We start from the raw sequence: 23,180 nt of genomic DNA on the forward strand, positions 1-23,180 counted from the left end.
ATCACCTTTTACATATGAACTTAGCCAAATATTCATTAGACAATACAAAGATTGTCTATTTCTTCCTTGCCGTATTGCTCATCGGCGGCATATTCTCATTCGGTCGTTTGGGAAAGAAAGAAGACGCCCCCTTTGTCATCAAGACAGCGGTCATTATGACACGCTATCCCGGAGCCGAACCCACTGAAGTGGAACGGCTCATTACCGAACCTATCTCCCGCGAAATACAGAGTATGAGCGGAGTGTACAAGATAAAGTCGGAGTCCATGTACGGACTTTCCAAGATTACGTTCGAGTTGCAACCTTCGCTCTCCGCAGCATCTATCCCGCAGAAGTGGGATGAACTGCGTCGTAAGGTTCTCAACATACAGCCCCAACTGCCCGCCGGAGCTTCCGTGCCAACGGTATCGGACGACTTCGGCGATGTATTCGGCATTTATTACGGACTGGTCGGCGACGACGGTTTCTCTTATGAAGAAATGCGCAACTGGGCGGAACGCATCAAAACTCAGGTCATCACCGCCGAAGGAGTGATGAAAGTAGCCCTGTTCGGCACACAGACGGAAGTAATCAATATCTTTATCTCCGTAAACAAGTTGGCGGGGATGGGTATCGACCCCAAACAACTGGCAAGCCTGCTGCAATCGCAGAACCAGATTATCAATACGGGTGAAATCGGCGCGGGCGAACAACAGTTGCGCATTATCGCCAACGGTACTTATACCACCGTCAACGACATCCGTAACCAGCTAATCACCACTCCCGGCGGCCAGGTCAAGCTGGGCGACATAGCCATTGTCGAAAAGGGCTATATGGACCCGCCCGGTACTATCATGCACGTCAACGGAAAACGGGCTATCGGCATCGGTGTCTCCACCGACCCGCAGAAGGATGTAGTAAAAACCGGCGAACTGGTAGACAAGAAACTCGCCGAGCTGCTGCCTCTCATTCCCGTAGGGCTGGAATTGGAAAGCCTTTATCCCGAAAACATCATAGCCAAAGAAGCAAACAATGGGTTCATTATCAACCTGATAGAATCCATTCTGATTGTAATTGTCATCATCATGCTGGTAATGGGGATGCGTGCCGGCGTGCTCATCGGTTCTTCACTGATATTCTCCATCGGCGGTACGCTGCTTATCATGTCATTTTTGGGAGTCGGATTAAACCGTACCTCGCTGGCAGGCTTCATCATCGCCATGGGAATGTTGGTGGACAACGCTATCGTAGTGACCGACAACGCGCAAATCGCCATAGCCCGCGGTGTAAACAGACGGAAAGCGCTGATAGACGGCGCCACCAAACCGCAATGGGGACTGCTTGGAGCAACGTTTATAGCCATCTGCTCCTTCCTGCCGCTTTATCTTGCGCCGTCTTCCGTCGCCGAGATTGTGAAGCCGTTGTTCATCGTCTTGGCCATCTCGTTAGGATTAAGCTGGGTACTGGCATTGACGCAAACCACCACTTTCGGTAACTTCATACTGAAAGCCCGAACCGGCAACAACAAAGATCCCTACGACAAGCCTTTCTACCATAAGTTCGCATCTGTCCTCAGCCTGCTGATACGCAAAAAAGCGTTGACGTTGGGAAGCATGGTCGTATTGTTTATCCTCTCCCTCGTTGTCATGGGACTGATGCCGCAAAACTTCTTCCCCTCACTGGACAAGCCCTATTTCCGTGCCGACGTATTCTATCCCGACGGATACGGTATCCGCGATGTAGAGAAGGAAATGAAGAAAGTGGAAGCCCATCTGCTGGAACAGCCGGAAGTGAAACGGGTTTCCGTCACCTTCGGCAGTACCCCGCTACGCTACTATCTGGCATCCACTTCCGTCGGTCCGAAGCCCAACTTCGCCAACCTTCTGGTAGAAGTGACAGACAGCAAATATACCAAGGAATATGAAGAGAATCTGGATAGCTATATGAAGGAGAATTACCCCAATGCCATCACCCGCACCACGCTCTTCAAGCTCTCGCCTGCCGTAGATGCCGCTATCGAGATAGGCTTTATCGGCAATAACACGGATACTTTAGTGGCGCTGACCAACCGGGTTCTGGAGATGATGCACCGTGACAAAGACCTTATCAATATACGCAATTCATGGGGCAACAAGATTCCCATATGGAAACCCGTATACAGCCAGGAGCGTGCGCAACCGTTAGGCGTGTCCCGCCAGAGCATGGCGCAAAGCATACAAATCGGCACCAACGGAATGACATTGGGAGAATACCGGCAAGGCGACCAAGTACTCCCTATCCTGCTGAAAGATAATACAACCGACTCATTCCGCATTAACGACCTGCGTACACTGCCCGTATTCGGGACTACGCGTGAAACCACCACGCTGGAACAGGTGGTCGGTGAGTTCGACTATCAGTATAAGTTCTCCAATGTAAAGGACTACAACCGCCAAATGGTTATGATGGCACAAGCCGACCCCCGCCGGGGAGTAAACGCCATTGCCGCCTTCAACCGTGTATGGGAACAGGTGCAGAACGAAATAGACGTCCCCGAAGGATATACCATGAAGTACTTCGGCGAACAGGAAAGCCAAGCCGAATCCAATGCCGCACTGGCAGCCAATATGCCGCTGACGTTTTTCCTGATGTTCGTCACCCTGCTGTTCCTGTTCAAGACCTACCGCAAGCCCATTGTCATATTGCTGATGTTGCCGCTCATCTTTATCGGCATCGTATTGGGGCTGCTGCTATTGGGCAAGACATTCGATTTTTTCGCCATCTTGGGTTTACTGGGACTTATCGGGATGAACATCAAGAACGCCATTGTCCTCGTAGACCAAATCGATGCGGAAACGGCTGCCGGAAAAGCGCCGCGCGAAGCGGTCATCAGCGCAACGACCACCCGTATCGTTCCCGTAGCCATGGCATCGGGCACCACCATTCTGGGTATGCTGCCGTTATTGTTCGACGCCATGTTCGGCGGTATGGCAGCCACTATCATGGGCGGTCTGCTGGTAGCTTCGATACTCACCCTGTTTGTATTGCCTGTGGCCTACTGTGCGATACAGGGAATAAAAGGATGAAGGGATTTACGATTTGACTATTTACGATTTACTATTTGAATGATGAGAAAAATTATACTTATATTATCAGTAATCAGTCTCGGCATAAGCGCCGAGGCGCAGGAAACGTATCTCAGCCGCGAGGCCTATCGGGATAAAGTGGAAGCATACAGCCAACTGCTGAAGCAACAACGCCTGAAAACCGCCGCAAGCACCGAGGCCCGCAAAATAGCGCAGACAGGCTTCCTGCCCAAGATAGACATTACCGCCGAAGGGACTGCCAACTTGAGCCACCTGGACGCTTGGAACAGTCCTGCGGGACAATACCGTCCCTATACCTACCAGGCATTGGCTACATTGGGGCAGCCTCTTTATACAGGCGGTTCGCTCATTGCCCAAAAGAGAATAGCCAAAGCCGACGAGGAACTGGATAAGCTTGCCATAGAGCTGACACTCGACCAGATACACTACCAGAGCGATGCTGTTTATTGGAACGCTTCGGCCGCATTGGCGACACTCGAAGCTGCCGCCCGTTTTGAAGAGATTGTCAACCGGCAATACAGCATCATTCAAGACAGGTTCGATGACGGCGCCATCAGCCGTACGGACTTATTAATGATTTCCACCCGCAAGAAGGAGGCTGAACTGCAGTTCATCAAAGCCCGTCAGAACCATACCCTCGCCTTGCAGCGACTCAATATTCTGATGGGAGTAAAACCGGACGCTGCGGTAGACAGTCTTTGCGAAATCGGCGCCGGCTCTCCTCCCGTCGATTTACTGAGCCTCGACGAAGTATTAGGACGCCGTGCGGACTATGCCGGAACCAATGTCAGTATCGCCAAGAGCGAAGCGCAACGCAAGGCCGCCCTCAGCCGGTACAATCCTCAACTCAGTATGTTTTTGGCTACCGGATGGGATACCGGTATCGCCTATATGGGACAGGACGTACCCCACACCCCCATTGCGGGGCTCAATCTCAACATCCCCATTTTCCGATGGGGGGCACGCTTCAAGACCAACCGCCAGCAAAAAGCATATATAGGTATCCAGAGATTACAGCAAAGCTATGTAGCCGATAATATTTTGGAAGAATTATCCGCCGCTACCACCAAACTGACGGAAACGGAACAGCAGGTAAAGACAGCCCAAGAGAATATGGCGCTTGCCGAAGAGAATCTCGACCTGGTTACGTTCTCATACAATGAAGGCAGGGCAAGCATGGTCGATGTGCTTTCCGCGCAACTTTCGTGGACGCAAGCGCAAACCAACCTTATCAACGCGCACCTTGCCGCAAAAATGGCAGTGGCCGAATACAGGAAAGCCATCAGTGAATAAAGGCAAGCGTAAAAAAGAATGTGTTAAAACTATGAATGGCTTCTCATTCTGTCATTCATAGTTTTAACACATTCTTTTATATCATCAACCCCTTACCCGAGGAACGAAATCAGCACGCCCGCCGCTACCGCAGAACCGATAACACCGGAAATATTACTGGACATACAGTAATTCAGCACATGGTTCTTGGGGTCGTACTTGGTAGCGATTTCATTACATACACGACTCGCCATAGGCACAGCACTCAACCCTGTTGCGCCAATCAGCGGATTAATCTTCTTCTTGGAGAACAGGTTGAACAGTTTCACAAAGAAGATACCGCCCGAGATAGACAAGGCGAACGCAAGGAAACCGCCGATAACGATACCGATAGTAGTCCAGTTAAGGAACGCCTCGCTCGTCATGGTAGCACCCACGCTCAATCCCAGGAAGATGGTTGCCGCATTCATAATGCTGTTGGCCGCCGCATCGAACAGGCGGCTGGTATCGGAACCTATTTCCTTAATCAGGTTACCGAACATCAACATACCAATCAAAGGCACCGCCGTCGGTACGAAAAGGGCTACAATAGTAGTAACGGCAATCGGGAAGACAATCTTCAATACACGCAGGTTCTTTATCTCGGTCTTTGAAGGATACAGCTTCTCCTGCTCTTTCATGTTAATCATCAGTTCCTTCTTGCTGCAAAGCAGTTTCACGACCAATGGAATGATAACCGGAACCAACGCCATATACGAGTAGGCCGCAATAGCGATAGGACCCAGCAAGTGCGGAGCAAGTTTAATGGTAGTAAAGATAGCCGTAGGACCGTCTGCGCCACCGATAATGCCCAATGCGCCGGCTTCCTGCGGTGTAAAACCTATCATTACCGCGCACAGCAGCACTGTAAAGATACCAAGCTGTGCAGCCGCGCCGAATATGGAAAGGCGCAGATTGCGGAGCATAGGTCCGAAGTCCGTCAGCGCACCCACACCCATAAAGATGATGGGCGGCAGGAATCCGGTCTTTATCAGCATATAGTAGATGAAGTTCATCAGTCCGAGATCGTGCGCAATCTCATGCAACGGCATCTCCCAGATGTTCTTCAGCACTCCGTTCACCATTACCATACCGTTTTCATCCGCCTGAATCACGCCCATTTCTCCGCCGGGGAAGTTGGCTATGAGCACACCGAAAGCGATGGGAACCAGCAACAACGGTTCGTAATGCTTCTTGATGCCCAGATACAGCAAAATGAAGGCAATGGCATACATTACAAGGAACGACGGATCGGCAATGATATTGCTGAACGCCGTCATATCATAAAGTTTCGCAAATATATCTTCCATTATCCAATCTTCATTAATACATCATCTTCAGAAACAGAATCACCCGGATTGACACAGATAGCGGTAACCGTTCCGCCAAAGTCGGCACGGATAGCATTATAAGTCTTCATCGCCTCGATGTAGCAAAGCAGGTCGCCTTCCTTCACCTTGTCTCCTACCTTAAGCGGAGTTTCCTGCGCATTCTTGGTCAGGAAGAACTTGCCTTCGAGCGGAGCCGCCACTTCCTGCCCTTCGCCTACGGGGGCAGTGACTTTCTCGGTAGCGGAAGCCGGCAGGTCTATGTCGCCGTAGGCCACCGTCACGCGATAAGCCTGTCCGTCCACCTGTACAGTAAGCGTTTTGGGTTTGGCGTCATCCAAAGGAGATTTATCACGTTCGGCACGGCGTTTTTCCACATCTTCCAGAAAGTCCTCTTTGGCCTTGCCGCTCTTGTACGCCTCGTATTGCGCCGGATGCATGGCATACTCAAAGAGTTCCTCATCATCCTCTCCGAGTTCCCACTTGTTTTCTTTCATCAGCTTGCGGTACTTATCAAGCGCATCGGGATAATTGTCCTGCGGGTTGCCGTTGAAGAATTTACGTCCCTCACGTTCCGCCTTTTCCACGATTTCGGGCGCAAGCTCACCCGGCAGTTTACCGGCTTTGCCCAACAGCATATCCCAAATATCGTCGGCTATCATGCCCCAACGTTCCTTGCCTTTCTCCATAGCCATCACGTTCATCATGGACAGGTTCTTTACATATTGGCTGAACGGGGTTACCAACGGCGGGTAACCTACACGCGGCCATACGTAAGCCACTTCGTTGAAGAGTTTAATCAGCAGTTCGTCCTGCTTCATAAACGGCAGGTTACGTTTAGCCTTATACTTGTTGATAGATTCCAGATTGGACTCCAAGTCCGCCATCAAGCTGCCCATCATGCCGCCCGGAAGTCCCGGACCAATCAGCAACGAGTTCATCAGACGGTTCTTCGGGCTGATGTACAGGCCGAGGAAATCATCCATAAACTCTTGTATCAGGGCGCGCACCTTCATGTAGGCTTCCATATTGACCTCAGGTACTTGGAAGCCGGCGTCTTTCAGCATGGCTTGCACGCTAAGCAGGTCGGCATGTCCGGTACCCCATGACAGCGGTTCCATACCTACGTCGATGTAGTCGCAGCCGGCTTCACATACTTCGAGAATGCTCGCCATATTGAAGCCGGGACCCGCATGGCTGTGATATTGAATGGGAATTTCCGGATGGGCGGCTTTGATATTGGCCACAATCTTGCCCAGAGATACCGGACGACCGATACCGGCCATGTCCTTTATACAGATTTCGTCCGCACCCAGTTTGATAAGCTTCAATGCCATATCCGTATAATACTCCACTGTATGGATAGGTGAATGGGTGATGCAAAGAGAGCACTGCGAAATCATTCCCGCCTCGTGCGCATAAGTGATGGAGGGGGCGATGTTACGTATATCGTTCAGTCCGCAGAAAGTACGCGTGATGTCCGTACCCTGCGCTTTCTTTACTTTATAAAACAATTTGCGCACATCGGCGGGCACAGGGCTCATGCGCAAACCGTTCAGCGCACGGTCCAACATATGTGTCTGGATGCCGGCTTCGTGGAAAGGTTTCGTCCACTCGCGCACAGCCTTATTGGGATTCTCGCCGAACAAAAGATTTACCTGTTCAAAACCGCCGCCATTCGTTTCTACACGGGCAAAACATCCCATCTCGATAATGGCGGGAGCTACCTTTACCAGTTGGTCTACACGGGGAACATACTTTCCGGCGCTTTGCCACATATCCCTGAATACCAAACTGAACTTAATTTCTTTTTTCATACTAAATTATTCCTGTGTGTGTTTATATAAGATTAGTTATTTCAGATTTTCTCTACTTTCGCTACCTTGCCCTTGCCTTGCGTCACCACCGTAACAGCCGCATTGATGGCCGCCATGATATTGCCGGGAATAGCCGCGGGAGCATTTGCCGCCTGTTTGGCAGGAGCAACCTCTTCGGGAGCATATTTATTCACAAGAGCGATGAGGAGTTTACCTAAGTAGATAACAATCAGCAGGATGGCAAAAACCGTTGCCATACCTACTACCATTAGCAGGAGCGCTAAATTCAAGTTTTCCATATTATAAATTATTAGTTATTCTATCGGAATTGCAAAAATTCGTCCGAAATTAGCGATAATTCGTTAAAGAATAGTGTGATATAATTATAAATAATGCTAAAACAGAAATTCCCGTGCCGTCCGGAAGGGCAACACGGGAACTCATTTATCAATACTGCGATATCGGTACAGAATCCTGTCCGGATACGATAAAGATTATCCTAACGGATTTTCTTCTTCACCACCGCCCGCACCATCTCCATTACCGCCATTCCCGGAAGCTGAAGTTTTGCCCCACTCTTCCCAACAGATATTACTGTCTACCATACTACGGGTAACAACCTTATTATTAATGTCCCGTTCGACCTCGGGAATGAAACGGACACGTACACCCGCTATTTGAGAAGCGCTGACCTCTTTAGACGTTTTCACTCCATTCTTGTTGGCAGCAGCCGTATAATAAAAAGTACCTACCCCGTCTATTTTCACCGTACGTCCTTGCGCCATATAAAGAGAAAGTACGCTTCCCAAATTCTTAATGATGGCATACGCGTCACCACGGGTAACGGTAGAAAGCAACGCCAATTGATCCGCCACCTGATTACTTGTAACAGCTTTGCCCCATGTGATGGACTGAGGATACCATAAACCGTTGATTTTTTGTTGAGTTTTCTTATAAAACATAATTGATAATGTATTAAGTAAATATATAATAGTTGCCAGTGAGCCAGTCATCACCGCTTTGACCGATCAGGTTGAAGGCCGACCGAAACCGCATCTCTTTCAAGAAGTATAAGGAAGAACTCTACCGCGAGGCCTCAACGATAAAGTATTTCGCTTTTCTCAAATTCGATGTTGCAAAGTTAAAGGACACAAGAAGGAATAACAAGAAAACAGGCTCTACAACAATCCCGGCAAAACAGCTATAAATCAACATATTATCAACCGCACATCTCTACAACCCGACAATAGGATACCAAACCGGAGATTCAATATTCTATGAATATCTCTACCTGAACGCTATGTAAAGAGCTGATAACCAGCATCACGAAACCAATGTATCTCTACAATACCGAGAAACTTACACTTCTTTCTCTCTACGATTCATATCCTGAATGATTCCTAAAATCTTGCCGTATTCTAAAAAGGAAGTAGCGGCTTTGCGCTATATCAAAAATTATCAGACGATACAGGCAAAAGTTGGCGGGTAATTGAAATATAGCAACAAAACACGGATGCCGGACATGCTATCTTAACGGTGGCAGGCATTGTCGTTATGCGAGGCTATCTCTGTCGTTATGCAAGACGGCCTCTGCCGGCGTATGAGAGTATCACAGCCGTTATCTTTGATTACCCCGTCAAGAAGTACTTTCGGTGGGACTTTTTTTGCAGTATAATCGAGTTTACCCCAGTTTCGGCTCTCTTATCCGGATTGCAACAAAACTTTACACATGGAAAATGTAATACCAGACTGGGCTATGGGTAATTCCTGAGAGCATCGCATTGGAGACATAAATCTCACAAGCACCTGCCGGGAAATAACACGTATCAGCATCCGCACACCACCACATCCACCGTCTCCCCGTTTTTGAACAAAGATTCATCCGCCTGTATCAGCCGCTTTTTCAAGCGGAACTTCTGCTGAGAGACAGAAGCGGGAGAGACAGCCGTAAGCGTTGCTATCTGTGTGTTCGTGAAGCGCAGGCGAATCAGCAGGCAAAGCTGAAGGTCGGCAGGCGTGAGCTGGGGAAAGCGGGAAGTGAGGCGTTCGGAAATACCTGTATACGCTTTGTCTGTCAGTTGCCGCAGATGTTCCCATTGGGCTTCCGTCAGAAACTTGGGATGAGCGCGCAACCGCTCCACCACCTCGTCACGGTCTATCAATGCGGCGGTGAGCGCTTGTACCTGTCCGTCCAGTTTACGGGCACGTTCACCCTCTTTTTGCAGCAGTTCCAGCTCATAAGGGACAGGATGGTCTTCGTACTCCCTGAGACGTCCGCGAAGCACTCCGTTCTCCTCGTGCAACCGGCTACCCCGGGTCATAAGATTCACCAACGAGCGTTGTACTTCTTCGCGTTCGTCATCTTCCAGTGACATCTCTTTGAGGCATTCTTCCAGTTCGGCACGCTCACATTCGTTGTTATGCAGGTGGCGTTCGTTCTCGCTCAAGTTGATGAGGTAACGGCGGTGCTTGCGCTCGTTCGTGAATTTTATGTCCCGTATGGAAAGCCAGACATTCAAGCCCAGCATCAATGCGCCGAACACTCCCCAAAGGGTATGCTTCCACCCCGTGACCGGCATCAGACGAAGAGGTTTTCCTGCGGACTGTTCTTTTACACGGGCGTATTCGCGATGCAGGCCGAAAAGCAGACGAGCGGTACGGGCACTGTCGGCAACACCGGACTGTACCAACGAATCGGCATGGGCAAGGGAGTGTTCATACTCCAACATATCCTTATCGACGGGAGCGGAACAGGCCGTTATCCCCCAAAGGAGAAATAACGGCAGAATAAAATCGAGGCAGGACTTCATGCGCATATAATAGTAATGGGTAAATGAGTAAAGTATAAGACAAAAAACACGGATTACACGAATCCGGCGGTTCAAGTCAATCAAGAGCCGCGTAAATTCGTATAATCCGTGCCTCAAAATAAGTTTCGGTTCCCTGTTATCAGAACTCGCTCGTAAAGTGGAACTTTATGTTTTTGAAGTCCATTTGCGCCATTTGCAATACATAGCCGCTGTCTGCCAGAAACACGTCCCTGCCCTCGCGGTCTTTCGCCATATACTGGTACTTGCGTTTCTTGAAGGATTCCAGTTCGGCGGGGTCGTCGCTTTCAATCCAGCAAGCCTTGTAGAGGCTCAACGGCTCCCAACGGCACTTGGCGCTGTACTCATTTTCCAGACGGTATTGGATAACCTCGAACTGCAACTGTCCTACCGTACCGATAATCTTGCGCCCGTTGAACTGGTTGACAAACAACTGCGCCACACCTTCGTCCATCAACTGGTCGATACCTTTGGCAAGCTGTTTCTGCTTCATCGGGTCGGCATTCTCAATGTACTTGAACATCTCCGGCGAGAAGCTCGGCAAGCCGCGGAAATGAAGCATCTCGCCCTCGGTCAGCGTATCGCCTATCTTGAACGTACCGTTATCCGGCAGGCCGATAATATCTCCCGCCCATGCCTCGTCGATGGTAGTCTTGCGCTGCGCCATAAACTGCGTGGGCGACGAGAAACGCATGGTCTTGCCATGACGCACATGCAGGTAGGGCGTATTACGGGTAAACTTACCGGAACATATCTTGCAGAATGCGATACACGAACGGTGATTCGGGTCGATATTGGCGGTAATCTTGAAGATAAAGCCTGTGAATTTCGGCTCGTCCGGCTCCACTTCACGCTCTTCCGCCTTTACAGGACGGGGACTGGGAGCAATCTCCACAAAGCAGTCCAGCAACTCCTGCACACCGAAGTTATTCAAGGCGGAACCGAAGAATACGGGAGCCAGTTCACCTTTCAGATATTCCTCTACCTGAAATTCGGGATATACCCCGTCTATCAGCTCCAGCTCGCCGCGCAGCTTGTCCGCCAGCGAAGAGCCTATCTGATTATCCAGTTCTTCCGTATTTATATCCACTTCCACTTTCTCCGTCACCACCTGTTTGGAAGGCTGGTACAGGTTCAGATTATGTTCGTAGATGTTATAAACTCCCTTAAAGCGGGCGCCGCTCTCGATAGGCCATGTCAGAGGACGGACATGGATGGAAAGCTCCTCTTCCAGCTCATCCAGCAGGTCGAACGGGTCTTTCGCCTCACGGTCCATCTTATTGATGAAGATAATCACCGGAGTGTTGCGCATACGGCAGACCTCCATCAGCTTGCGCGTCTGGGTTTCCACACCTTTCGCGCCGTCCACCACAATGATAACGCTGTCCACCGCCGTCAGGGTACGGTAAGTATCTTCGGCAAAGTCCTGGTGACCCGGAGTATCGAGAATATTGATTTTGTAATCGTGATAATCAAACTCCATTACAGAAGTGGTTACAGAGATACCACGCTGTTTTTCAATATCCATCCAGTCCGACGTCGCCGTCTTCTTTATCTTGTTGCTTTTCACCGCGCCCGCCACCTGAATCTGACCGCCAAACAGCAGCAGCTTTTCAGTCAACGATGTCTTACCGGCATCCGGATGCGCGATAATCGCAAAGGTTCGTCTTCTTTCTATCTCGTTGTTACTTGCCATATATAAATAGGTATAATATTCAAATAAATATCGTTATGCTTGCTGCGCCAGTCGCTCGATGCAGACCTGTAAGCTCTCTTCCCAGTGGGGAATCCCGATACCGAAAGTCTTTTTAATCTTCGTCTTGTCCAATACGGAATATTGCGGACGCGGAGCCTTGGCCGGATACTCGTCCGTATGCAACGGACTGACTTTGCATGAGGTAATGCCCGCTATGCGATGAATGGCTACCGTAAAATCATACCAGGAACAAACACCTTCGTCGCTGAAATGGTAAATACCGGGAACAATGCCTCGATTGATAGCCGCAAAGATGGCACGCGCCAAATCGTTGGCATAAGTCGGCGTACCGATTTGGTCGAAAACGACTCCCAGCTTCTCACGCTCATTGCCCAAGCGAATCATGGTCTTTACAAAATTATTGCCATAAACGGAGTACAGCCATGCCGTACGGATAACCATTGCGCGACTGCACTTCTCCATAACAGCCTGTTCGCCCGCCAGTTTCGTGGAGCCGTAAACGGAGTTGGGACAAGGAGTCACTTCTTCCGTATAAGGAATATGGCCGGTGCCGTCGAACACGTAGTCCGTAGACACCTGTATCATGGCGGCGCCGCAAGCCTCAGCGGCAGCAGCCAGATAGCCGGGAGCCACATGGTTCAGTTTATCGCAAAGCTCCGGATTGTCTTCCGCCTTGTCTACCGCCGTATAAGCGGCACAGTTTACGATAACATCCACCCGGTTGCCGGCCACGAATGTACGTATGGCCTGTTCATCACATATATCCAGTTCCTGCACATCTGTAAAGAAGTAAGTGTGTTGCTGATTTTCAGCGGAGAGCGCCCGCATCTCGTTGCCAAGCTGACCGTTGGCGCCGGTTACCAATATATTCATCTTAACAGTTACTATTTATTCCCTACGGTCATGATATTTCTTTTATCTCCGACACGTAGGTATGTTGACAATTTACTATTCTATTATTTATATTTATCACTCAACTTATTATCCAAGTCCATACAAACATCCTGTCAGTCATTATCCAGCTTCAACACGCCTTTCTTGTCCTTGTCGTAATAGTTGGCGAGCAAGGAAAGAAAACTGCTGATAGCCTCTACCGCCTTAGCAGTGCCCTGACTGATTTCTTTTTTCTGCAAACGCAGCAGCAATATGCCGTAAAGCGCCTCAAAGCAGGTTTCCAATTCGGGTTCTTCCTCCTGTCCGCCCTTTTGCCGCAATTCTACAATAAAAGGCAAAGCCTTGAAGTATGCCGCATTATAAAAAGGATACTTCGTGGAAGCCAGCAAATCGGCATGCAGGTCCGTAAGGTTACGGATGACGTTGCGGTTAATCTGCAAATGCCCTTTCTCCGTCACGCCCTCGGCACGCATCATATCGGCAAGATTGCCGTACCATTCTTCCAAAGCCGCATGCTCCTCCGCAGGGTAGCGGGAAATAATGTTACTGCGAAGCAGGTCTATATCGCACTTATTAGCGCGAAGCAGGTCTTCCACTTGCCACATATATATAAGGTATTCGGCAATATTCTTCTCTTTCAGTTGCTGTGAAATCTTCACGTTGAGATTGATGATTTATTATTTATGATTGATTCAAACGTCACATTCCCTGTCTGCCGGCCGTCAACTAATACAACGATTCGCCCATCAGCGTAAATACCAGCCCGAGTGCAGACACCACCATGACAATGCCGCCGATGATACGGTTCAATATCCAAATGCCGCGTAAGTTGAATTGCGTACGGACCTTGTTGACGAAAAAGGTAATTCCAAACCACCACGCCAACGCTCCCAAAGCAATGGCAAGATACCCCGTAACGGCCTCGAAGACCAACACGCCTTCGCTTACGAAAGCAAAACGCGCAAACAGACCTACGAAAAGAAAGATGATAAGCGGATTGGAAAGAGTGACAGCGAACGCCGTGATAAAGTTATGAAAATAAGACCCCTTGCTGGTGGATACCGGACGAATGGATTGTACCGGATTACTGCGGAACGTGTAGATACCGAATATCAGCAGCAGGATACTTCCGAACAGTTGCAGATAGAAAATATTCTTGTTGACATAATCGAAGACGAAACTCATTCCGTAACCTGTCAGCAAAGCGTAGGCTATATCGCTCAACGAGGCTCCTATACCGGTTACAAAACCATACCAGCGCCCTTTATTCAAAGTACGCTGAATGCACAATACTCCTACAGGACCCAAAGGTGCGGACACTATAACACCGATTATGAACCCCTTCCACAATATGTCAAATATGGTCTCTATCTGAATCATGCCTGCAAATATCGGACTTTTTTATGAGACGACCGAATAGAGTTAACGTTTTTTCGTCAGAAAAGGATTTTAAAAAGCTATATTATCCCTATGAAACGTGAAACATGTTCTCTCGCATCCGACTGAAGTTTTTTATTTCCATTTCTTTCTCCCGCCCGACGATTTTGTATATCTTTGCACCCAAGAAGAAAAGAGAAGAGGCTAACTGACAGACAGCAGCTTCAATCAAAAGTAGCAAATCGTAAACTCTTAAATAAAAGTATGATTCTTTTTTTCAGAACACCATCCAAGAGCGTGATTGCCGTAGAATGTGACCACGAACTTACTCAGGCAGACAGCGACAAACTCTGCTGGCTTTTTGGAGAAGCCGCCCCCGAAAGTGAAGACAACCTGAAAGGACATTTCGTCGGCCCGCGCCGTGAAATGATTACTCCTTGGAGTACCAATGCTGTGGAAATCACCCAGAACATGGGTTTGAACGGTATCGCCCGTATCGAAGAATATTTCCCCGTAAAAGACGAAAACGCAGAGCGTGACCCGATGCTGCAACGTATGTATAAAGGTCTGGACCAAAACGTATTTACCACCAACCGCCAGCCGGAGCCGATAATCCATATCGATGACCTGGAAGCATACAACGAAAAAGAAGGTCTGGCGCTCTCCAAAGAGGAGATGGACTACCTTAAGAAAGTAGAGAAAGACCTGGGACGTCCGTTGACCGACTCCGAGGTGTTCGGTTTCGCGCAAATCAATTCCGAGCACTGCCGTCACAAAATCTTCGGCGGTACCTTCATCATCGACGGAGTGGAACAGGAATCTTCCCTCTTCCAAATGATTAAGAAAACCACTCAGGAAAACCCGAACAAGATTATATCAGCCTATAAAGACAATGTAGCCTTTGCCGAAGGTCCGGTTATCGAGCAGTTTGCCCCGGCAGACCACTCCAAGCCCGACTTCTTCCGGATAAAGGACATCAAGAGCGTTATCTCCCTGAAGGCCGAGACCCATAACTTCCCTACTACCGTAGAACCTTTCAACGGCGCTTCTACCGGTACGGGCGGTGAAATCCGCGACCGTATGGGCGGCGGTAAAGGCTCATGGCCTATTGCCGGAACAGCCGTATACATGACTTCCTATCCCCGTACAGACGAGGAACGTTCCTGGGAAGACATACTTCCGGTACGCGAATGGCTGTATCAGACTCCCGAACAAATCCTGATTAAAGCGTCCAACGGCGCCAGCGATTTCGGAAACAAGTTCGGCCAACCGCTGATTTGCGGTTCCGTACTCACCTTTGAGCACAAAGAGAAAGATGAAGTTTACGGTTACGACAAAGTTATCATGCTTGCCGGCGGTGTAGGATACGGTACGCAACGCGACTGTCTGAAAGGCGCTCCCGAAGCAGGCAACAAGGTTGTCGTTATCGGTGGCGACAACTACCGCATCGGTTTGGGCGGCGGGTCCGTCTCATCCGTAGATACGGGACGTTACAGCAGCGGCATCGAACTGAACGCCGTACAGCGTGCCAATGCGGAGATGCAGAAACGCGCCTACAACGTAGTGCGCGCACTTTGTGAAGAAGACGCCAACCCGGTGGTTTCCATCCACGACCACGGTTCCGCCGGACACGTAAACTGTCTGTCCGAGCTGGTGGAAGAGTGCGGCGGTCTTATTGACATGAGCAAGCTGCCTATCGGCGACAAGACCTTATCCGCCAAAGAAATCATCGCCAATGAAAGTCAGGAGCGCATGGGCTTGCTGATTCGGGAAGAAGCTATCGAGCATGTACGCAAGGTGGCCGAACGCGAGCGCGCCCCGATGTACGTAGTCGGCGAAACGACCGGCGACCATCGCTTCGCTTTCCAGCAGGCCGACGGCGTACGTCCGTTCGACCTTGCCGTAGAGCAGATGTTCGGCTCCTCACCCAAGACTTATATGGTGGACAAAACCGTAGAGCGTCATTATGAAATGCCGGAATACGAGTTGTCACAACTGCATGAATACCTCACCAACGTACTCCAGCTGGAAGCCGTTGCCTGCAAAGACTGGTTGACAAACAAGGTAGACCGTTCCGTAACGGGCAAGATTGCCCGCCAACAGTGCCAGGGCGAACTTCAGTTGCCGTTGAGCGACTGCGGTGTCGTAGCTTTGGATTATCGCGGCGAGAAAGGTATCGCAACATCTTTGGGACACGCTCCGCAGGCAGCGCTTGCCGACCCGGCGGCCGGTTCCATCCTCTCCGTCAGTGAGGCATTGACCAACCTGATTTGGGCTCCGCTTGCCGAAGGTCTGGACAGCGTATCCCTGTCGGCCAACTGGATGTGGCCTTGCCGCTCGCAAGAAGGCGAGGACGCGCGTCTCTATACAGCGGTAAAAGCATTGAGCGACTTCTGCTGCGCCCTGCAAATCAATGTTCCTACGGGTAAGGACTCTTTGTCCATGACACAGAAATATCCCGACGGCAGCAAGGTCATCGCTCCGGGTACGGTTATTGTATCTGCAGGCGGTGAGGTTTCGGATGTGAAGAAAGTGGTGTCTCCCGTACTCGTCAACGACGACAAGACCACCCTCTACCATATCGACTTCAGCTTCGACAAACTGAAACTGGGCGGTTCCGCCTTTGCGCAGTCACTGGGTAAAGTAGGCGACGAAGTGCCTTGCGTACAAGACGCCGAATACTTCCGCGACGCCTTCCTGGCCGTACAGGATTTAATCAACAAGGGACTTGTTCTTGCCGGACACGATATTTCAGCCGGCGGTCTCATCACTACGCTGCTCGAAATGTGCTTCGCCAATGTAGAGGGCGGTATGGAAATCAACCTCGACAAGATGAAGGAACAAGACCTCATCAAAATATTGTTTGCCGAGAATCCGGGTATCGTTATCCAAATCAGCGACAAGCGCAAGGAAGAGGTCAAGAAGATACTGGAAGATGCCGGTGTAGGCTATATCAAAATCGGTAAGCCGACCGATGAGCGCCACATCCTCGTAAGCAAGAACGATGCCACTTACCAGTTCGGCATAGACTATATGCGCGATGTATGGTATTCTTCATCTTACCTGCTCGACCGCAAGCAATCCATGAACGGATGCGCCAAGAAGCGTTTCGAGAACTACAAGATGCAACCGCTGGATTTGGTATTCCTACCCGAATTCAAGGGTAAGCTTTCACAATACGGCCTTGACCCGGACCGTCGTACTCCGACCGGTATCCGTGCCGCCATCATCCGTGAAAAGGGAACCAACGGTGAACGCGAAATGGCGTACTCGCTCTACCTTGCCGGCTTCGATGTGAAAGACGTAACCATGACCGACCTTATCAGCGGACGTGAAACACTGGAAGACGTGAATATGGTAGTTTACTGCGGCGGTTTCTCCAATTCCGACGTACTGGGCTCCGCCAAAGGCTGGGCGGGCGCTTTCCTTTTCAACCCGAAAGCCAAAGAAGCGCTCGACAAGTTCTATGCACGCGAAGACACGCTGTCTCTCGGCGTATGCAACGGCTGCCAGCTGATGATGGAATTAGGCCTCATCACTCCCGACCACGAAAAGAAGGGAAAGATGCTGCATAACGATTCTCACAAATTCGAGTCAACCTTCATCGGCCTGACCATTCCTACCAACCGCAGCGTAATGTTCGGCTCTTTGAGCGGCAGCAAGCTCGGTATCTGGGTGGCGCACGGAGAAGGCAAGTTCTCACTGCCTTACGACGAGGATAAATACAATGTGGTGGCAAAATATACTTACGATGAGTATCCCGGCAATCCGAACGGTTCCGACTACTCCATCGCGGCCATAGCCAGCACCAACGGACGCCATTTGGCTATCATGCCTCACCTGGAACGCTCCATCTTCCCGTGGCAGAACGGCTACTATCCCCAAGACCGTGTACACAGCGACCAGGTTACTCCATGGATAGAAGCATTCGTCAACGCGCGTAAGTGGGTGGAAGAAAAGACCCGGAAATGACAAAGCATCCAACCATAACGCGATAATAGAATAATGTGCCAAAGTTCCCTCCAATGCAGAATCTTTGGCACATTTCTTTTATTCCCCGCCCTGTTCCGCCAACTTATCGCCTTCGTACTCTGTTTCTCTTTTTTTTGCATATCTCAAACATATTCACTACTTTTGTGTTAATATTAAGTCCCCCCGAACGTTTATCAAACTCAAATTCCAAAATTGGCTGATATGAAAAAGCATTTCTTTTTCTTTATTTTCCTGGTATCATCCTTTTTAGCTGCTGCTCAGACATATAAGTACATCGGCGTAGAGGATGGTTTGAGCAACAGGCGGGTGTATGCTATTCAAAAAGGACCTAAAGGTTACATGTGGTTCCTCACGCACGACGGTATCGACCGTTACAACGGAAAGGAATTCAAACAATATAAACTTCTGGACGGCGAAGAAGAAATCAACTCCATGATGAACCTCAACTGGCTGTATTCGGACTCGCAAGGCAGATTATGGGAAATCGGCAAGCAAGGACGCGTTTTCTGCTACGAAAGCAAGCACGACCGTTTCCAACTGACATACAAGCTGCCCAAAAGCGAGACGGAAGGTTTACATACTCCCGTCAGCTATGGTTTTGTTGACGACAACAATACAATATGGCTCTGCAATCAAAGAAACATCTACCTATACGACAGCGATACGAAAAAGACCGTTACCATCAAGAATGAAATCAACGAGAGCATTACGGATATCGAGCAGATAGATGCCACCCACTATTTCATAGGAACGGACGTAGGCGTACATTACGCCGAGCTGAAAAACGACATACTCGCGCTGAGCCCTTGCGAAAAGCTGGATACGCTAAGGTTACAAATCAACGAGCTTTTCTTTCATAAAGGCAGCCGCAAAATCTTCATCGGAACTTTTCAAAGGGGGATTTATGTATATGACCTCAACCTTCACAAGGCATTTCATGTCAAGTCGGGTTTGATAGACGTCAGCATCAACCGGATTTGCACTTTCGGCGAGAATGAGATATTGATAGCGACAGACGGCGCGGGTGTCTACAAAATGAATGTGGATACCTATCAGTCCGAACCGTACATCGTGGCCGACTTCAACCGGTACAATGCCATGAACGGCAATACCATCTACGACATATACGTGGATGACGAGCAACGTATCTGGATGGCGAACTATCCCATCGGCATTACCGTACGCAACAACCGGTACAGCGATTACAAATGGATAAAGCATTCCATCGGCAATAAACAATCCCTCATCAACGACCAGGTAAACGCCATCATCGAAGACCACGAAGGCGATTTATGGTATGCCACCAATAACGGAATCAGCCTGTACGAGCACCGCACCCGGCAATGGTACTCCTTTATGAGCGTTTTCAATAAAGAACATGAGAATCAGAACCACACGTTCATATCCCTGTGCGAAGTCAGCCCCGGCATCATCTGGGCGGGCGGTTACAGCTCCGGCATCTACCAGATAGACAAGAAGAAACATTCCGTCAGCTTCTTCACCCCCGCCCTATTCGGCGGTAAGACGATTCGCCCCGACAAATATATCCGTTCCATTACCAAGGACAGCGAGGGCTATATATGGTCGGGCGGTTACTACAACTTGAAGAAGATAGATTTCGAGCATCAGAAGATAGAATTGATTCCCGGACTGGAAGCCGTAACGGACATCAAGGAGAGAGACAAGGATTCCATATGGATAGGTACGGCCAACGGGCTGTATCTGCTGGAGAAAGCGACCGGCAAATACCGGTATATTACAATGCCGGTAGAGTCGTCCTATATATACTCCCTGTACCAAGACCCCAACGGACTGCTGTATATCGGAACAAACAACTCCGGTCTGCTCATATACGACCCCGTTCAGAAAAGCTTCGACCACTATCACAAGGATAACTGCGCACTTATCTCCAATAACATCTACATGATTCTGTCTGACGGGAAAGACGACATCCTGCTAAGCACCGAACAAGGGCTGAGCGGTTTCTATCCCAAAGAGAAGATTTTCCATAACTGGACCAAAGAACAAGGATTGCATTCCGACCACTTCAATGCCAGTTCGGGAACCCTGCGCAAGAATGGAAACGTCATTTTCGGAAGCACCGACGGCGCCATAGAATTTCCAAGAAACATGGTATTGCCCCGCGAGTACAGTTCGCGCATGATATTCAGCGACTTGCGCGTTTTCTACCAGACGGTATACCCCAAAGACGAAGGCTCGCCCCTGGTGTTGGACATTGACGAGACGAAAAGCCTGAAACTGAAATACAATCAGAATATATTCTCGCTTCAGGTTTCTTCCATCAACTACGACTATCCTTCCCTCATTCTGTATTCTTGGAAGCTGGAAGGGTTCTATGACGGCTGGAGTCGCCCCGGAGAGGAGAATATCATCCGCTTCACCAATCTGAACCCCGGTCAATACACCCTGCGCGTCCGCGCCATATCCAATGAAGACCGGCGCATCGTCCTGGAAGAACGCAGCATGGATATCATCATCGAGCAGCCCATCTGGCTCAGCATATGGGCGCTGCTGCTGTATGCGCTCATTCTTATAGCCCTTGCGAGCATCGCGCTGCGTATTATCGTGTTGCGCAAGCAACGAAAGATATCCGATGACAAGATTCGCTTCTTTGTCAACACGGCGCACGACATCCGTACTCCGCTGACGCTTATCAAAGCGCCGCTGGAAGAGCTCAACGACCGTGAAACGCTGACCCAAGAAGGGACGGACAACCTCAGCACGGCGCTTCGCAATGTCAACGCCCTGCTACGTCTTACTACCAACCTCATCAACTTTGAACGGGCGGATACCTATTCGAACAATTTCTACGTATCCGAGTACGAGCTGGGAGCTTATATGAACGATACCATCAACGCTTTCCGCTCATACGCTTCCGTAAAGCACATCAACCTGACTTACGAAAGCAACTTCCGCTATCTGAACGTTTGGCTGGATAAGGACAAAATGGACTCTATTCTGAAGAACATCATATCCAACGCGCTGAAATATACGCCCGACGGCGGAAGCGTACACGTATATGCCTGCGAAACAGAAGATACCTGGAGCGTAGAGGTCAGCGATACGGGCATCGGTATTCCGCTGGACGAGCAGAAGAAACTGTTCAAGATGCATTTCCGTGGCAGCAACGCCATCAACTCCAAAGTAACCGGCAGCGGAATCGGCTTACTTCTCGTATGGAAGCTCGTACATATACATAAGGGAAAGCTCAACTTTACCAGTACCGAAGGAAAAGGCTCCTGCATCAAAGTATCTTTCCCAAAAGGCGAGAAGCGCTACCGCAAGGCCATACACCGCCCCGTTCCCATGAAAGAGAAAGAGCCGGAAAGGAGTAATGAGCTGGAGCAAATCACCGCTCCGAAGAAAGATATGCCGAACGCTCCTGCTGCCAATGCGTCCATTGAAGGCTACGAACACGCCCAACAGAAAACCCAAGATGCCGATAACCGCCAGAAGATACTGGTAGTAGAGGATAACGACGAACTGAGGGAATACCTGCGGCGCACTCTGGCCGAGAACTACCACGTGCAGGTATGCTCCAACGGCAAATCGGCGCTTTACATCGTGAAAGAGTATTTCCCCGACCTGATTATATCGGACATCATGATGCCCGAAATGCGGGGTGATGAGCTGTGCCAGATTGTAAAGAACGACATCGACACCTCGCACATCCCCATTATCCTGCTGACAGCCCTCAATACGGACAAGAACATCATTGACGGACTGCAAACCGGAGCGGACGAATATGTCGTGAAACCGTTTAATATCGGAATCCTGCGCGCCACCATCGCCAATCTGCTCGCCAACCGCGCTTTACTGCGCCACAGATACGGCAATCTGGATTTGAACGACGATACCCACAATACGGAATGTATCAACTGTTCTACGGATTTGGACTGGAAATTCATTGCCAGCATCAAGAAGAACGTGGAGGACAATATGGACAATCCGAGCTTCACGATCGATGTGCTTTGTACCCTGCTCAACATGAGCCGTACCAGCTTCTACAACAAGCTAAAGGCGCTGACCGACCAGGCGCCGGGAGATTACGTCCGGCTGATCCGCCTGAAACGCGCCATGCAACTGCTGAAAGAACAGAAGTACACCATCACCGAAGTGGCCGAGATGACAGGGTTCAGCGATGCCAAATATTTCCGTGAAGTATTCAAGAAACACTTCAATGTAAGTCCGAGCCAATACGCCAAGGACGAAGGAAATATCGGTGAGGCCAAACAATAAACAGAGTTACAGTATTTACACATGATATGACGAATATATATATCGAAGCGTTTTCCATCTTTTTCAAAATCGGTGCATTCACCATCGGCGGCGGTTATGCCATGGTGCCATTGATTGAGGATGAAATCGTAACAAAGCGCCAATGGATAGCCAAAGAAGATTTTATAGACCTGCTCGCCATTTCCCAGTCGGCGCCGGGTATTCTCGCGGTCAACATATCCATATTCATAGGCTATCGCTTACGGGGAATACGGGGAAGCATCATCACGGCTTTGGGAACGATACTGCCCTCTTTTCTCATAATCCTTGCCATAGCCCTGTTCTTCCATAACTTCAAAGACAATGTTTACGTAGAGCGCATCTTCAAGGGCATCCGTCCGGCGGTTGTCGCGCTGATAGCCGCTCCGACTTTCAGTATGGCCAAATCCGCCAAAGTCAACCGCTACACGATATGGATTCCGGTTGTCTCGGCACTGCTTATCTGGCTATTGGGCTTCTCCCCTATCTGGATTATCATTGCCGCCGGCGTAGGAGGATACGTGTTCGGAAAGCTACGCTATCCGAAAGTGAAAAGTTGAAAGCCAAAGAAA

The 23,180-nt window shown here is 49.6% G+C and carries 14 protein-coding genes; 5 read left to right on the forward strand and 9 right to left on the reverse strand.

Annotation, left to right across the window (positions count from 1 at the left end; genetic code table 11):
- Nucleotides 1-14 precede the first annotated feature (14 nt).
- Entirely contained in the window at nt 15-3,044 is a 3,030-nt protein-coding gene (locus I2F54_RS10285; protein WP_195501129.1) for an efflux RND transporter permease subunit, read from the forward strand.
- Nucleotides 3,045-3,083: 39 nt separating this feature from the next.
- Nucleotides 3,084-4,358: a TolC family protein gene (locus I2F54_RS10290; protein ID WP_087425184.1), complete on the forward strand. Its 1,275-nt coding sequence runs from the start codon at nt 3,084-3,086 to the stop codon at nt 4,356-4,358.
- Nucleotides 4,359-4,450: 92 nt separating this feature from the next.
- On the opposite strand, the gene I2F54_RS10295 is transcribed toward I2F54_RS10290, so the two are convergent.
- From I2F54_RS10295 to I2F54_RS10335, 9 genes are all read right to left on the reverse strand, one after another.
- Nucleotides 4,451-5,686, reverse strand: coding sequence for a sodium ion-translocating decarboxylase subunit beta (locus tag I2F54_RS10295; RefSeq protein ID WP_009122426.1), 1,236 nt, complete (start codon nt 5,684-5,686; stop codon nt 4,451-4,453).
- Nucleotides 5,686-7,521: a biotin/lipoyl-containing protein gene (locus I2F54_RS10300; protein WP_009122427.1), complete on the reverse strand. Its 1,836-nt coding sequence runs from the start codon at nt 7,519-7,521 to the stop codon at nt 5,686-5,688. The genes I2F54_RS10295 and I2F54_RS10300 overlap by 1 nt, the downstream gene beginning before the upstream one ends.
- Before the next feature lie 41 nt (nt 7,522-7,562).
- Nucleotides 7,563-7,820: an OadG family protein gene (locus I2F54_RS10305; protein WP_009122428.1), complete on the reverse strand. Its 258-nt coding sequence runs from the start codon at nt 7,818-7,820 to the stop codon at nt 7,563-7,565.
- Nucleotides 7,821-8,015: 195 nt separating this feature from the next.
- Nucleotides 8,016-8,486, reverse strand: a complete 471-nt coding sequence (locus I2F54_RS10310; protein ID WP_187366644.1) for an HU family DNA-binding protein — start codon at nt 8,484-8,486, stop codon at nt 8,016-8,018.
- Nucleotides 8,487-9,347: 861 nt separating this feature from the next.
- Complete coding sequence (locus I2F54_RS10315; RefSeq protein ID WP_195501163.1) at nt 9,348-10,331, reverse strand: helix-turn-helix transcriptional regulator; 984 nt, start codon at nt 10,329-10,331, stop codon at nt 9,348-9,350.
- Between the two features lie 139 nt (nt 10,332-10,470).
- Complete coding sequence (locus I2F54_RS10320) at nt 10,471-12,045, reverse strand: peptide chain release factor 3 (RefSeq protein WP_087412775.1); 1,575 nt, start codon at nt 12,043-12,045, stop codon at nt 10,471-10,473.
- A 33-nt stretch (nt 12,046-12,078) separates the two neighbouring features.
- On the reverse strand, nt 12,079-12,939 hold the full coding sequence (gene rfbD / locus I2F54_RS10325; protein WP_009122434.1) for a dTDP-4-dehydrorhamnose reductase: 861 nt from the start codon (nt 12,937-12,939) through the stop codon (nt 12,079-12,081).
- 134 nt (nt 12,940-13,073) lie between these two features.
- A complete protein-coding gene (locus tag I2F54_RS10330; RefSeq protein ID WP_087412776.1) occupies nt 13,074-13,619 on the reverse strand; it encodes a DUF4924 family protein in 546 nt (181 codons plus the stop codon).
- A gap of 67 nt (nt 13,620-13,686) precedes the next feature.
- A complete protein-coding gene (locus tag I2F54_RS10335) occupies nt 13,687-14,340 on the reverse strand; it encodes a LysE family translocator (RefSeq protein WP_009122436.1) in 654 nt (217 codons plus the stop codon).
- A 261-nt stretch (nt 14,341-14,601) separates the two neighbouring features.
- Here I2F54_RS10335 and purL point away from each other — a divergent pair, with 261 nt between their 5' ends.
- From purL to I2F54_RS10350, 3 genes are all read left to right on the forward strand, one after another.
- On the forward strand, nt 14,602-18,309 hold the full coding sequence (gene purL, locus I2F54_RS10340) for a phosphoribosylformylglycinamidine synthase (RefSeq protein WP_195501130.1): 3,708 nt from the start codon (nt 14,602-14,604) through the stop codon (nt 18,307-18,309).
- 222 nt (nt 18,310-18,531) lie between these two features.
- Nucleotides 18,532-22,590 carry a hybrid sensor histidine kinase/response regulator transcription factor gene (locus I2F54_RS10345; protein ID WP_195501131.1) on the forward strand — a complete coding sequence of 1,353 codons (4,059 nt, stop codon included), beginning with the start codon at nt 18,532-18,534 and terminating at the stop codon, nt 22,588-22,590.
- Nucleotides 22,591-22,616: 26 nt separating this feature from the next.
- Nucleotides 22,617-23,168: a chromate transporter gene (locus I2F54_RS10350; RefSeq protein WP_009122439.1), complete on the forward strand. Its 552-nt coding sequence runs from the start codon at nt 22,617-22,619 to the stop codon at nt 23,166-23,168.
- The last annotated feature ends 12 nt before the right edge of the window (nt 23,169-23,180 follow it).

This window comes from Bacteroides clarus, from assembly GCF_015555825.1.
Lineage (GTDB): Bacteria > Bacteroidota > Bacteroidia > Bacteroidales > Bacteroidaceae > Bacteroides > Bacteroides clarus.

Bases quoted from the DNA above. Each gene is read 5' to 3' on its own strand.
- I2F54_RS10285 (WP_195501129.1), top strand. From the start codon at position 15: ATGAACTTAGCCAAATATTCATTAGACAATACAAAGATTGTCTATTTC.
- I2F54_RS10290 (WP_087425184.1), top strand. From the start codon at position 3,084: ATGATGAGAAAAATTATACTTATATTATCAGTAATCAGTCTCGGCATA.
- I2F54_RS10295 (WP_009122426.1), bottom strand. From the start codon at position 5,686: ATGGAAGATATATTTGCGAAACTTTATGATATGACGGCGTTCAGCAAT.
- I2F54_RS10300 (WP_009122427.1), bottom strand. From the start codon at position 7,521: ATGAAAAAAGAAATTAAGTTCAGTTTGGTATTCAGGGATATGTGGCAA.
- I2F54_RS10305 (WP_009122428.1), bottom strand. From the start codon at position 7,820: ATGGAAAACTTGAATTTAGCGCTCCTGCTAATGGTAGTAGGTATGGCA.
- I2F54_RS10315 (WP_195501163.1), bottom strand. From the start codon at position 10,331: ATGAAGTCCTGCCTCGATTTTATTCTGCCGTTATTTCTCCTTTGGGGG.
- I2F54_RS10320 (WP_087412775.1), bottom strand. From the start codon at position 12,045: ATGGCAAGTAACAACGAGATAGAAAGAAGACGAACCTTTGCGATTATC.
- rfbD (WP_009122434.1), bottom strand. From the start codon at position 12,939: ATGAATATATTGGTAACCGGCGCCAACGGTCAGCTTGGCAACGAGATG.
- I2F54_RS10335 (WP_009122436.1), bottom strand. From the start codon at position 14,340: ATGATTCAGATAGAGACCATATTTGACATATTGTGGAAGGGGTTCATA.
- purL (WP_195501130.1), top strand. From the start codon at position 14,602: ATGATTCTTTTTTTCAGAACACCATCCAAGAGCGTGATTGCCGTAGAA.
- I2F54_RS10345 (WP_195501131.1), top strand. From the start codon at position 18,532: ATGAAAAAGCATTTCTTTTTCTTTATTTTCCTGGTATCATCCTTTTTA.
- I2F54_RS10350 (WP_009122439.1), top strand. From the start codon at position 22,617: ATGACGAATATATATATCGAAGCGTTTTCCATCTTTTTCAAAATCGGT.